Source organism: Pseudomonas guineae, from assembly GCF_900113745.1.
Classification (GTDB): Bacteria; Pseudomonadota; Gammaproteobacteria; order Pseudomonadales; family Pseudomonadaceae; genus Aquipseudomonas; species Aquipseudomonas guineae.
The window spans coordinates 25,510-37,849 of the sequence record NZ_FOQL01000006.1; the positions used below are offsets into that span (position 1 = coordinate 25,510).

The 12,340-nt window shown below is 58.8% G+C and carries 13 protein-coding genes and 1 tRNA gene; 2 read left to right on the forward strand and 12 right to left on the reverse strand.

Annotated elements, in window-relative coordinates; all coding sequences use genetic code 11:
- Positions 1-37: 37 nt before the first annotated feature.
- The 7 genes from BMZ32_RS17535 to phnC all read right to left on the reverse strand — a co-directional run bounded on the left by BMZ32_RS17535 (position 38) and on the right by phnC (position 5,710).
- On the reverse strand, positions 38-1,129 hold the full coding sequence (locus tag BMZ32_RS17535; RefSeq protein WP_090244397.1) for a carbon-phosphorus lyase complex subunit: 1,092 nt from the start codon (positions 1,127-1,129) through the stop codon (positions 38-40).
- The gene (gene phnH / locus BMZ32_RS17540) at positions 1,129-1,740 is read right to left on the reverse strand and encodes a phosphonate C-P lyase system protein PhnH (protein ID WP_090244398.1); all 612 of its coding nucleotides are present in this window, start codon (positions 1,738-1,740) and stop codon (positions 1,129-1,131) included. Before phnH ends, BMZ32_RS17535 begins: the two co-directional genes overlap by 1 nt.
- Entirely contained in the window at positions 1,740-2,201 is a 462-nt protein-coding gene (gene phnG, locus BMZ32_RS17545; RefSeq protein WP_090244400.1) for a phosphonate C-P lyase system protein PhnG, read from the reverse strand. The genes phnH and phnG overlap by 1 nt, the downstream gene beginning before the upstream one ends.
- 12 nt (positions 2,202-2,213) lie before the next feature.
- On the reverse strand, positions 2,214-2,918 hold the full coding sequence (phnF, locus tag BMZ32_RS17550; RefSeq protein WP_090244733.1) for a phosphonate metabolism transcriptional regulator PhnF: 705 nt from the start codon (positions 2,916-2,918) through the stop codon (positions 2,214-2,216).
- Positions 2,919-2,953: 35 nt separating this feature from the next.
- Positions 2,954-3,748 (reverse strand): phosphonate ABC transporter, permease protein PhnE, encoded by a 795-nt coding sequence (phnE, locus tag BMZ32_RS17555; RefSeq protein ID WP_090244402.1) that lies wholly within the window; start codon positions 3,746-3,748, stop codon positions 2,954-2,956.
- A gap of 63 nt (positions 3,749-3,811) precedes the next feature.
- A complete protein-coding gene (gene phnD / locus BMZ32_RS17560) occupies positions 3,812-4,816 on the reverse strand; it encodes a phosphonate ABC transporter substrate-binding protein (protein ID WP_090244404.1) in 1,005 nt (334 codons plus the stop codon).
- A gap of 57 nt (positions 4,817-4,873) precedes the next feature.
- A complete protein-coding gene (phnC, locus tag BMZ32_RS17565; protein ID WP_090244406.1) occupies positions 4,874-5,710 on the reverse strand; it encodes a phosphonate ABC transporter ATP-binding protein in 837 nt (278 codons plus the stop codon).
- Positions 5,711-6,099: 389 nt separating this feature from the next.
- Here phnC and BMZ32_RS17570 point away from each other — a divergent pair, with 389 nt between their 5' ends.
- Positions 6,100-6,417 carry an Arc family DNA-binding protein gene (locus BMZ32_RS17570; RefSeq protein ID WP_090244408.1) on the forward strand — a complete coding sequence of 106 codons (318 nt, stop codon included), beginning with the start codon at positions 6,100-6,102 and terminating at the stop codon, positions 6,415-6,417.
- 123 nt (positions 6,418-6,540) lie between these two features.
- Here the strand turns inward: BMZ32_RS17570 and BMZ32_RS17575 are convergent, their stop codons facing one another.
- The 4 genes from BMZ32_RS17575 to mgtE all read right to left on the reverse strand — a co-directional run bounded on the left by BMZ32_RS17575 (position 6,541) and on the right by mgtE (position 11,365).
- On the reverse strand, positions 6,541-7,677 hold the full coding sequence (locus BMZ32_RS17575) for a sodium ion-translocating decarboxylase subunit beta (RefSeq protein ID WP_090244410.1): 1,137 nt from the start codon (positions 7,675-7,677) through the stop codon (positions 6,541-6,543).
- Between the two features lie 12 nt (positions 7,678-7,689).
- Positions 7,690-9,465 (reverse strand): sodium-extruding oxaloacetate decarboxylase subunit alpha, encoded by a 1,776-nt coding sequence (oadA, locus tag BMZ32_RS17580; protein ID WP_090244412.1) that lies wholly within the window; start codon positions 9,463-9,465, stop codon positions 7,690-7,692.
- Between the two features lie 25 nt (positions 9,466-9,490).
- The gene (locus tag BMZ32_RS17585) at positions 9,491-9,742 is read right to left on the reverse strand and encodes an OadG family protein (RefSeq protein WP_090244414.1); all 252 of its coding nucleotides are present in this window, start codon (positions 9,740-9,742) and stop codon (positions 9,491-9,493) included.
- 180 nt (positions 9,743-9,922) lie between these two features.
- Entirely contained in the window at positions 9,923-11,365 is a 1,443-nt protein-coding gene (mgtE, locus tag BMZ32_RS17590; protein ID WP_090244415.1) for a magnesium transporter, read from the reverse strand.
- 257 nt (positions 11,366-11,622) lie between these two features.
- On the opposite strand from mgtE, the gene BMZ32_RS17595 reads away from it, so the two are divergent.
- The gene (locus BMZ32_RS17595) at positions 11,623-12,120 is read left to right on the forward strand and encodes an outer membrane protein assembly factor BamE (protein WP_090244417.1); all 498 of its coding nucleotides are present in this window, start codon (positions 11,623-11,625) and stop codon (positions 12,118-12,120) included.
- 128 nt (positions 12,121-12,248) lie between these two features.
- Here the strand turns inward: BMZ32_RS17595 and BMZ32_RS17600 are convergent.
- A tRNA-Arg gene (locus tag BMZ32_RS17600) sits at positions 12,249-12,325 on the reverse strand.
- Positions 12,326-12,340: the final 15 nt, after the last annotated feature.

Below are 12,340 nucleotides of genomic sequence, written 5' to 3' on the forward strand. Positions count from 1 at the left end.
GAAGCAGGCTCGCTACGCGTGTAGATTTCATTAGTATTCATGCGCGTTGCTCCTCGGCGGCGGGCTGCTCACGCTCTTGTTTGCGCAGCTTGCGGATCAGCTCCAGCTCGGATTGGAAGTCGACGTAGTGCGGCAATTTCAGGTGCGAAACGAAGCCGGCGGCCTCAACGTTGTCGCAGTGCATCAGCACGAATTCTTCCTGCTGTGCCGGCCCTTCCAGCTCTTCGGCGTATTCGGCGGCGCGCAGCGAGCGGTCGACCAGGGCCATGCCCATGGCCTTGCGCTCGGCGTAGCCAAAGGCCAAGCCATAGCCACGGGTGAACTGCGCATCGATGCCCTTGCCACCGACGAACTGGTTGACCATCTCGCACTCGGTCACTTCGATATCGCCCAGCGGCACGGCAAAGCCCAGCTCTTCCGGTTCCAGCCAAATCTCAAGCTCACCGATGCGAATCTCACCGGCGAACGGGTGATTGCGGCCATAGCCGCGCTGGGTGGAATAGCCCAGCGCCAGCAGAAAACCCTCGTCGCCACGGGCTAAGGCCTGCAGGCGCTGAGCACGACTAGCGGGGAAATCCAGCGGTTCACGGGTGATATCGGGCACCGCTACGCCGTCGTCGACTTCGCGGGCCATCAGGTTTTCTTCAGCGAGAAATTCCAGCACCCGCGGGCAATCGCTCAACTCGGCGTCAGGATTCACCTGTGGGCCGGGATGCTCGCCCTCTGCCAGCAAAGCGAAGTCCAATAAGCGGTGGCTGTAATCAAAGGTCGGGCCGAGTAATTGACCACCCGGCAAATCCTTGAACGTGGCCGAGATACGCCGGCTCAGCTGCATCTGTGTCGTGTCCAGCGGCGTGCTGGCGGTAAAGCGCGGCAAGGTGGTGCGATAGGCACGCAACAGGAAGATTGCCTCCATCAGATCACCAGCGGCCTGCTTGATTGCCAACGCGGCCAGCTGCGGGTCGTACAGTGAGCCTTCACTCATCACCCGCGCCACCGCTAAGGGCATCTGCTCACGCACTTGATCGACGCTGAGTTCGGGGATGCGGGTATCGCCACGGCGCAGCTTGGCCTGCAGCAAATGGGCATTGTCGATGGCGCGCTCGCCACCTTTAACCGCGACGTACATCAGGCAGCCTCCTCAGCGTTGAGCAGCACGTGGGTACTGCGTGGCAAGCCGATAACCTGCTCGCCCGCCGCGAAAAACGCATCCAGACCACGTGGAAATGCGCTGCGCGCCTGACGCTGTTGCCAGAAGCGCGGACGCAGCGGCAATTCGACGGCGCGTACGTCCTTGATCCCTGGCCCGCGCCAACGCAGTTGCTCACCGCCCGTCAAAGTATCGAGCTGAATCAACAAGGTGCAGGATTGATCCGGGTAGCGTTCACTGCCGTTGTCGAAAGCCGACAAATCATCGGCACCCGCCTCATCGAGCAAGGCAAACAGCGCCTCTTCGCGCTCGGCCACCACCGGACAACCACAGTGGAACGACAGGTTGGCGCGAATCGCCGGGGTATCAAAGCAGGGCGCCAGCCACAATGGTGTGTCGCCATCGAGAAAGGCCAAGCACAAGGCGTAGGTCGCCGGATGCAGATTCCCTAACGCTAAAGCGCGGTTCAGCGGTTGCGCCAGGCCGGGTTCGGCCAAGGCTTTGAGGGCGCTGCGAAAGCTAGTTTGCGCATCCAGAACCGGATCATTAAAGGCCGCTTGCAGCCATTGTGAGTTGTTCGCCGCGCTCATCAATCTTCTCCTCTGACCAGGGTGAAAAACTCCACCTGGGTGGTTGCGGTTTCGGCGGCCTTGGCGGCCTGTTGGCGTTGCTGGTCAGCAGCCAAGGGTTCGATCATTAGGCTCAGCCAGTGCTGCTGCTCAGGACCTTGCAGGTGCGCATCGGCCAAAGCGGCAAGTTCAGCGTGCTGCTTGTCGCGGCCCGCCACGTAGCTGTAGCCGGTTGAGCCATCGATCAAGCGCACTACGCAGCGGGTCACGCTCATTTCGCCGAGGTTGAATGGGCTGCCGGTGCCACCCATGCGCCCACGCACTAGGGTCATGCCGATTTCCGGCGCGCGGATCAGGCTGTATTCGGCTTCTTTCAAGGCCGCCTCATAGGTCATCAAGCCGGTGCCGGCGCGGGCAAGCACGCCCATCCAGCGCTGGCGCGTGGCGATTTGCGGGTCGCTGTGTAGCAGGTTGCGGTTCATCACAGGCCTCCATCAAAGCGCGAGCTGGAACTGGAAACGGTCGGCGCGGCTGGTCGACAACGACAGCTCCACCGGCTGGCCAGCCAGATCACGGGAAAGGGTTTGCACGCTGAGCAGCGGTGCATGTTTGGGCATCAATAAGCGCGCCGCCTCTTCACGGCTGGGCAGTCGCGCGCCAATCAAACTGAAAGTGCGGGTCAAAGGCAGCCCGCGCTGACTCAAGTGCTGGCGCAGCGAGCCGCCTTGGTAGTCCGCCAGCAAGGGCGCATGTAACAGGCTGAAGGCGTGTCGAATAAGGCTGACCGGCTGCCCTTGAATCAGGCGTAGGGTGGTCAGCTCTAGCACTTGCGCCGCCGCTGACAACTGCAGATAACCACGCTCTTCATGACTGGCGGGACGCACCCGGCGCAGCAACAACTGCGCCTCGACCTGATGGCCAAGAGCAGACAGTGAAGCGCTGTAGGCACTGGCAGCCTGCATCGGGTAAATCATAGGTTTGGCCAACACCCGCGTGCCTTTGCCCTGCTGGCGCAACAAGCGGCCTTCCAGCACCAGCTCATCCACGGCGCGGCGCAAGGTGTGCCGATTGACCGCAAAGCGCGCGGCCAGCCGCACCTCGGCCGGTAAGTAGTCACCGGGATTCATGCGCTGCAGCTCATCGCGCAGCACGCCAGCCAGTTCGCGGTACAGCGGCCCGGGTTGTCTAGACAAGTGCATGGCTAAAAAAGGCATCCGCAGATGCCTTATCTCCGTCAGATGAATTGTTTACGCAGGCGCTGGGAGATGATGTCGAGCACGCTCACCACCAGGATGATCACCAGCAGCAAGGCGCAAGTCTGGGCGAACTGGAAGCCGCGAATCGCTTCCCAGAGAATCACCCCGATACCGCCCGCGCCGACCATGCCGACCACGGTGGCCGAACGCACGTTGGACTCGAAGCGGTACAGCGAGTAGGAAATCCACAGCGGCAGCACCTGCGGAATTACCCCGTAGATCACTTCCTGCAGCGCGCTGGCACCGGTGGCACGTACGCCTTCAACGGGGCCGGGATCAATCGCCTCCACCGCCTCGGCAAACAGCTTGGCCAACACCCCGGTAGTGCCGATGAATAGCGCCAGCACCCCGGCGAACGGCCCCAGACCGACCGCCACCACAAAAAGCATGGCAAAGACCATTTCATTGATCGAACGGCAGGCGTCCATTACCCGGCGAATCGGCTGATAGACCCACCACGGCACAATATTTTCAGAGCAGAGAATGCCCAGAGGAATAGCGCAGACAATCGCCAGCACCGTGCCCCATAGGGCGATCTGCACGGTGACGATCATCTCCTTGAGGTACAGCTCCCAGTTGCTGAAATCCGGTGGGAAGAAGTCCGCAGCAAAGGTCGCCATGTTGCCGGAGTCGCGGATCAGGCCAAGCGGATTCATCTCCGCGCCCTGCCAGGACCAGGCCAGTACAGCAAGGAACAACCCCCAGCCAATCAGCTGCGTCCAGGAACGCTTGGCTGATAAATCTGGCGTAGGAACGCTAGTCAAAGTGGTCATAACGACGTCTCAATTGGAGCAACAAAGGTGAGCAGCCCGCCTCAGACGAGCCGCTCCAGGCCATCAACCCGCGCTAACTGGGCTCTGCTTAGCGATGTCAGCCATGCGCTTTTCCAGCTTGGCCAACTCGGCATCCAGCTCCTTGAGCTGCACTTGTTTGTCGCTGTCTGAAAGCTTGTCGTTGTTAGCCACCTCAGTGCGCTTCTTGAATAACTCCAGCTGACGAATTGGCAGCAACTGGTCGTCATCCGAGGCTTTAAACTTGGCCCACTGCAGCCCTTCCAACACTTTCAGTTCAGCCGGCTCGTCGCCGTAGGTCATGAAGAACTTACGCAGCTTGTTTTTGGTGGTGTCATCAAGGTTCTTGCGCCATACCAGCGGATCAGACGGGATCAGCGGCGAGGTCCAGATCACCTTCAGCTGCGCGGCCTTTTCTGGCGCGGTCACTTCAAGACGTTCCATGCCTTCGCTGTTGAAGGTGCCGATATCAATCTGCTTGTTGGCCACCGACAGCGCGTTGACTTCATGGCTACCATTGAGTGAGCGCTTGAAGATCTTGTTGGCGTCGGCGTTGTTCTGCGCGAACACGTAGTAGCCCGGTACTAAGTAACCCGAGGTGGAGTTCGGGTCACCGTTGGCGAAGGTCAGGTCTTTCGCGTTTTTCAGCATGTCCGCGATCGAATTGATCGGGCTGTCCTTGTGCGCCACCATCAGGCTGTAATAGCCCTGAGTACCATTGGCGGCGACGGTCTGGGCAAATACCTGACCGCCCGCGCGGTCCACCGCCTCCATGGCCGACTTATTGCCGTACCAGGCCATATCGACCTTGTCGAAACGCATGCCTTGGATAATCCCGGCGTAGTCAGGGGCGAAGAAGGCGTTGATCTTCAAACCCGTCTGCTGGCCCATGTCCGCCAGGAAGGGGTCCCACATGGTTTTCAGGTTCTGCGAGGATTCGGTGGAGATGATGCCGAAGTTGATTTCCTGCTCAGCGGCTTGCGCAGCCCCCATAACTGAGCCTGCCAGCAACGTGGATGCGACAAGAACGCGACTGATACGTTTGAACATACAAAGCACTCCTAGAGCGGATGGACAGATAAGGATTGGCTTAACAGAAGGCGTAACTCAGGCCTTGGCCAGCGCCAGCGGTACTTTCGATGTGCGGGTACGGCGAGCTTTCTCGAGGGGTAGCGGCTCTAGCTCAACCGCGGCGCCATAGAGATCATTGAGGAAGCTGGGATGCAGTTCGGCGGCGGCGCCGTCGAAATGAATACGCCCCGCTTTTAACGCGACGGCGCGCTGGCAGTAGCGCATGGCGTAATCCACTTGATGCAGGGTGACCACCACGGTGGTGCCGTCTTCGCGATTGATGTCGGCGAGAATCTGCATGACCTTGCGGGCGGACTCGGGGTCCAGCGAGGCGATCGGCTCGTCCGCCAGAATCACCTTGGCGCGTTGACACAGCGCGCGGGCAATCGCCACACGCTGCTGCTGCCCGCCGGACAAGGTCGAGGCCCGCTGCTGCGCCAAGTCAGCCAGGCCAACACGCGCCAACGCCTGCAGCGCCTGCTGCTTTTCTTCGGCGCTGAAAAGACCGAAGGTGCCACGCCAGCGCGGGATGCGCCCCAGGCAACCGAGCAGCACGTTCTGCAGCACGCTGATACGGCCGACCAGGTTGAATTGCTGAAAGATATAGCCGATATCCGCACGCAACCGGCGCACATCAGCATTCAGACGGCCTTCGGCCTGCACTGCTTGGCCCAGCACTTGAATGCTGCCGCCTCCGCTGCGATCACAACAGGCGAGACCGGCAACATGGCGCAGCAAGGTCGACTTGCCAGAGCCCGATGCACCGATCAGGGCGACCATTTCACCGGGATCGACGGACAACGCCAAATCAAACAGCGCCTGTTTACGGCCGAACGTTTTGTTCAGGCGCTCAACCCGGATCACTGCGCTCATGGAATGCCTCCTTTAATAGCGGTTACACCGCGGCTCGAGGCCGCCTGCTGGTGTAGACCAAGGTAGGCAAATCATGTGTCAGCGCGATTAATGAGCCATGACACTTACGTGACTATTGCTTGAAATTTTTGCCTAGCGCCGGGTTTGCTGATTTTTTTGCACAATAAGACGCATTTCTGACAACTAATGCCGGATTACGCCTTAACCCGCAGCCGATCACGACATACAATTGGCGTCAATTTATTGCTCTTTAAATGAGTGAGCCATGAAAGCATCTAAACGGCTTTCTGGCTGAACGCTTAGTACTGGCGCTGGTCAAACCGGTGACTATGCTATAGCCCATTGCCAGTATCGCTTTCCTGAACTAACCGGTTTAATGTACGCGCCCTATGAAACAAGCACTCTATTCCAGCCGCACCGCTGACAAATTCGTAGTTCGCCTGCCCGACGGTATGCGCGAACGCATTGCGGATGTCGCACGCAACCATCACCGCAGCATGAACTCGGAGATCATTGCTCGCCTTGAGCAAAGCATGCTCCAGGAAAGCGCGCTGGGTGATGACATCAACCTGCGCCTAGACAGCCCAGAGCTGTCGCTGCATGAACGCGAGTTGCTGCAGCGCTTTCGCCAGTTGTCGCGTCGCCAGCAAAATGCCTTGGTGGCATTAATTGCTCACGATGCCGAGATGGCTAACGAAGAAGGCTGACTGCAGCAGCCACTAAAAACCGGCCGTGGCCGGTTTTTTTGTTGCGCATAAAGCCACTCGCCATGCCAAATTACGCCCATAAAAAAACCGCCCAACACAGGCGGTTTTTTATTTCAGTGCGAACTAACCGACAAAGTTGAGCAACACACCCGCCGCGACGGCCGAACCAATCACACCCGCCACATTCGGACCCATGGCATGCATCAACAGGAAGTTCTGCGGGTTAGCCTCCAGACCGACCTTGTTCGATACCCGCGCCGCCATCGGCACCGCAGATACACCGGCCGAGCCGATCAGAGGGTTGATCTTGTTGCTGCTGAACAGGTTCATCAATTTGGCCATCAACACACCCGACGCAGTGCCCGCGCAAAACGCGATCATGCCGAGGCTGAGAATGCCCAAGGTCTTCAGCTGCAGGAACGACTCCGCTGACAACTTCGACCCAACCGTAAGGCCAAGGAAGATGGTGACGATGTTGATCAGCGCATTGCGTGAGGTATCAGCCAGACGCTCGACCACACCGGCCTCGCGCAGCAAATTACCCATCGCAAACATCCCGATCAAGGGCGCAGCGTCAGGCAGTAGTAGACCGATCAACAGAAACAGCACAATCGGGAAAATGATCTTCTCGGACTGCCCCACTGGACGCAGCTGCTGCATCACGATGGCGCGCTCTTCCTTGGTGGTCAGGGCACGCATGATTGGCGGCTGAATCAACGGCACCAATGCCATGTAGGCATAGGCCGCCACCGCAATCGGACCGAGTAGGTGTGGGGCTAATTTAGAGGTTACGAAAATAGAAGTCGGACCATCCGCGCCACCGATGATCGCAATCGACGCCGCTTCTTTGAGGGTGAATTCCAGACCCGGAATACCCAAGGCAGTTAGCGCCAGCGCACCCATCAGGGTGCCGAAGATACCAAACTGCGCGGCTGCCCCAAGCAGCAGGGTTTTCGGGTTAGCCAGCATAGGCCCAAAGTCGGTCATGGCGCCGACACCGAGGAAGATCAGCAGCGGGAAGATACTGGTGGGCAGGCCCACCTCGTAAATCATGTGCAGAAAGCCGGAGCCCTCGGCCATATTGGCCACCGGGATGTTGGCCAGCAGACCGCCAAAGCCAATCGGCAGCAGCAGCAACGGCTCAAAGCCTTTTTTGATCGCCAAGTAAATCAGCCCGATACACACCGCGATCATGAATAACTGACCGAGTTCGATGTGATAAAGACCCGTGCTGTGCCAGAGTTTGAGGAGCTTATCCATTACTGCGCTCCCTTAACCGATGGCCAGCAGGCTGTCGCCCACCGCCACCGCGTCACCGACTTTGACGTTGACCGCTGCCACGGTGCCGGCCTTGAATGCACGAATCTCGGTTTCCATCTTCATCGCTTCGAGGATGATCACCAACTGGCCTTCTTCCACCGCCTGACCCGGCTGCACCAGCACCTTGAAGATGTTGCCCGCCAGCGGGGCGCTCTGCGCCTCACCAGCGCCTGCAGGCGCGGCTAAGGTTGTCGCCGCGGAGGTTGCTCCCCCGACAGCCTTAAGCCCTTCGATATCACCACCTTCATTAACCTGCACCACATAGGACTTGCCGCCCACTTCAACGGTGTAGACCTCAGGCGTTCCAGGCTCACGCGCGAGCTGCTCCTGACCAGTTGGCGCCGGCTCGAAGGCCGCTGGATTGCCACGGTTTTCCAGGAACTTCAGGCCGATCTGCGGAAACAATGCATAGGTCAGCACGTCGTCGACTTCATCAGCGGCTAAGGTGATGCCCTTCTCTTTGGCAATGCCCTTGAGTTCGGCAGTCAGCTTGTCCATTTCGGCGTCAAGCAGGTCGGCTGGGCGGCAGGTGATGGCCTCGGCACCGTCGAGCACCCGCGCCTGCAACTCTTTATTGAACGGTGCCGGTGCTGCGCCGTATTCGCCTTTCAGCACGCCAGCCGTTTCTTTGGTGATCGACTTATAGCGCTCACCGGTGATCACGTTGATCACCGCCTGAGTGCCAACGATCTGTGAGGTCGGGGTCACCAGCGGGATAAACCCGAGGTCTTCACGTACCCGCGGGATCTCCGCCAGCACCTCATCGAACTTGTCCTCAGCGCCCTGCTCTTTCAGCTGACTTTCCATATTGGTCAGCATGCCGCCCGGCACTTGGGCAACCAGGATGCGCGAGTCGACGCCCCTGAGATTGCCCTCAAATTTGGCGTACTTCTTCCGCACGTCACGGAAGTAAGCGGCAATCTCTTCAAGCAACTCCAGGTTCAGCCCGGTATCGCGCTCGCTGCCTTGGAAAATGGCTACAACCGACTCGGTTGGCGAATGGCCATACGTCATCGACAGCGAGGAAATCGCCGTATCGACGTTATCGATACCTGCATCTACCGCCTTGACGATGGCAGCGGTCGACAAGCCTGCGGTGGCATGGCAATGCAAATGAATCGGGACCGACAGGGTCGCCTTCAGCCGCGTTACCAACTCAAACGCGATATAGGGATTGAGAATGCCGGCCATATCCTTGATGGCGATTGAATCGGCACCCATGTCTTCGATCTGCTTCGCTAGATCGACCCACATATCCAGGGTATGCACCGGACTGGTGGTATAGGAGATTGTGCCCTGAGCATGTTTGCCCAATTGCTTGACCGCCTGAAGCGCGGTCTGCAGGTTGCGCGGATCATTCATCGCATCGAATACACGGAACACATCAACGCCATTAAAGGCGGCGCGCTCAACGAATTTCTCGACAACGTCATCGGCGTAATGGCGGTAACCCAGCAGGTTCTGCCCGCGCAGGAGCATCTGCTGCGGGGTGTTGGGCATGGCTTTTTTCAGCGCACGAATACGCTCCCATGGGTCTTCGCCGAGGTAACGGATACAGGCATCGAAGGTCGCCCCACCCCAGGTCTCTACAGACCAGAAACCGACCTGGTCGAGCTTGCCGGCGATCGGCAGCATATCTTCCAGGCGCACACGGGTGGCGAGGATGGACTGGTGCGCATCACGCAGCACCACATCAGTAATTCCGAGGGCTTTCTTTACGGCAGTCATGCAGATGCTCCCTGTCGAACCTGGCTCACCCGCGGCGGGCGCGGTGCTGGTGAATAGCGGATTGGATAGCGGCTAATACATCGGCATTCGGCTCACCGGAGGACGGCTTGACTGCCAATGGCGCAGATACGGGGGACGGTGCCTTCACGGCAAATTGCCCAATAACCCACGACATCACGCGGATTACCAACACCAACAACACTAGAAAGAGAAATACGAAACCCAGGCCGAATAGCATGAGCTCGACACCCTCGAGGAGGAGTTCACTAGGGGTCATCTTGGCTCCATTACCCGCCCGTACGTGCGAGCTGCATTAATTATTAGAGTGGAGCGCCCGAGAACCTACCCCGGGCAAAGCTGGCGAACCTTAGCGTGAAACGAGCGTTTGAAGCAAACCCCATACGGACTACTGGCGGCATTTACTCGCAACCGGCACGACCGCCAAAACACAGACTAACTAAAGCAGGAATATGCTCGCCAAACCGAGGAAGATAAAGAAGCCACCACTGTCTGTAACTGCAGTAATCATCACACTTGCGCCCAAGGCTGGGTCACGCCCCATACGTACTAACGTCATGGGAATCAGCACGCCCATCAGCGCCGCCAGCAGTAGGTTGAGCACCATTGCAGCGGTCATCACCACGCCCAGGGACCAGCTGTCATAAAGCAGATAGGCAACCACACCAATCACCCCGCCCCAGACAATACCGTTGACCAAGCCAACTCCCAGCTCTTTACGAATCAGGCGTGAGGTATTGCCGGTGCTGACCTGATCCAACGCCATGGCACGCACGATCATGGTGATGGTCTGGTTACCCGAGTTGCCGCCGATGCCCGCGACAATCGGCATCAGTGCCGCCAGGGCGACCAGTTTCTCGATGGAATCCTCGAACAGGCCGATCACGCGCGAGGCCATAAACGCGGTAACGAGGTTGATCGCCAACCAGGCCCAACGGTTGCGCAGGGACTTCCAAACCGAGGCGAAGATATCTTCTTCCTCGCGCAGACCGGCCATGTTGAGGACTTCGCTTTCGCTTTCCTCACGGATCAGGTCGACCATTTCATCGATGGTCAGACGGCCGATCAGCTTGCCGTTCTTGTCTACCACTGGGGTTGAGATCAAGTCGTAGCGCTCGAACGCTTGAGCGGCGTCATAGCCGTCTTCATCCGGATGGAAACTCACCGGATCGGTGGCCATAACCTCACTGACCAACTTTTCTGGGTCGTTGACCAGCAGACGCTTAACCGGCAGCACTCCCTTGAGCACGCCGTCGTAATCCACCACAAATAGCTTGTCGGTGTGCCCTGGCAGCTCCTTGAGGCGACGCAGGTAACGCAACACCACTTCCAGGCTGACATCTTCGCGGATGGTGACCATCTCGAAGTCCATCAGCGCGCCGACCTGATCTTCCTCATAGGACAACGCCGAACGCACGCGCTCGCGCTGCTGTGCATCGAGGGTTTCCATCAGTTCGTGGACGACATCACGCGGCAGTTCAGAGGCCAGGTCGGCCAGCTCGTCAGCGTCCATTTCCTTGGCCGCGGCAAGAATCTCATGGTCTTCCATGTCGGCAAGCAGAGTTTCACGTACCGCATCCGACACTTCGAGGAGGATATCGCCGTCACGCTCGACCTTGACCAGCTGCCAGACAGTCTGGCGATCACCCAGCGGCAACGCCTCAAGGATGTGAGCAACGTCAGCAGAGTGCAGTTCATCAAGCTTGCGCTGCAATTCGGCCAGGTTCTGCCGATGCACCAGGTTTTCCACCCGATTGTGGTGCTGGCCTTCCTGACGATGAGTCAGGTCTTCGACCAACTTATGCCGATGCAATAGCTCGACCACCTGAGCCAGGCGGTCCTGCAAGCTTTCTTGCGGCTTTTTTGCTTCTACTTCAGTCATGGCGCGCTCCACCCCCAGCGGCAGCGCACGCCAAAGAGGGTCAATCAGTCAACACGTGATTGCACAATCGAGGTTCAGGGTAACTACTGGGTAAGTCCATGGTGGTAATCCACAAGCCCCGGCGGGGCTGACGCGCGAATGATACCACCGCGCCCGGACATTGCTAACTGCGACGCACAGGGCACTGGCAAAGGCACGCCTGGCGCTGACATCGGCATCGACTACGCTTGCACGTGCACCGATACGGAGGACGCACCATGCAAGGACTGCACTGCGCAGCTTTCTGCGCCATTTTGCTTTGCCCACTGCCCACACTCGGCTCAAGCGTATTTCGCTGCGAAGACGCTAACGGCCACATCACCTTCACCCGCCAAGGCTGTCCCGTCGCCCATAGCCAGCGCCTGCAAGATGCCTTCAACCCCACGCCCGGCAGCGGCAAGCCGGTGCCATTAGCCAAACCGCGCAAGGCCACCCGCGAGAACAAGCAGCACGCTGATCGTGAATTAACCGTAATCGGGATTAAGCAGGACGGCTGCGGCAACCACCTAAGCGGCAGCGAACGTCGCGCGGCAATCATCAAGCAACAGATACGCCTGGGCATGAATCGCAGCGACGTCGAGAGCAGCCTCGGCAAGCCAGACAAGGTCACCGAGCAGAACGGTCAGACGCGTTACGTTTATCAGGGCAAGAAAGGCAGCAAGCGCAACGTCAGCTTCGATGAAGCCGGCTGCGTCAAAGGTAAGGCCAAACGCTAATCTGCTAGATGAAGTTACTGAGCATCACGACCAACGTCGCGCCGCGACACTTCGCCAATTGGCCGCCATGATGACCCGCCACAGAAAGCATAAAAAAAGGGCCTGCATCGCTGCAGGCCCTTCTTGTTTGGTGCACTCAGGAGGATTCGAACCTCCGACCGCTCGGTTCGTAGCCGAGTACTCTATCCAGCTGAGCTATGAGTGCAAGTGGCGCTTTTAA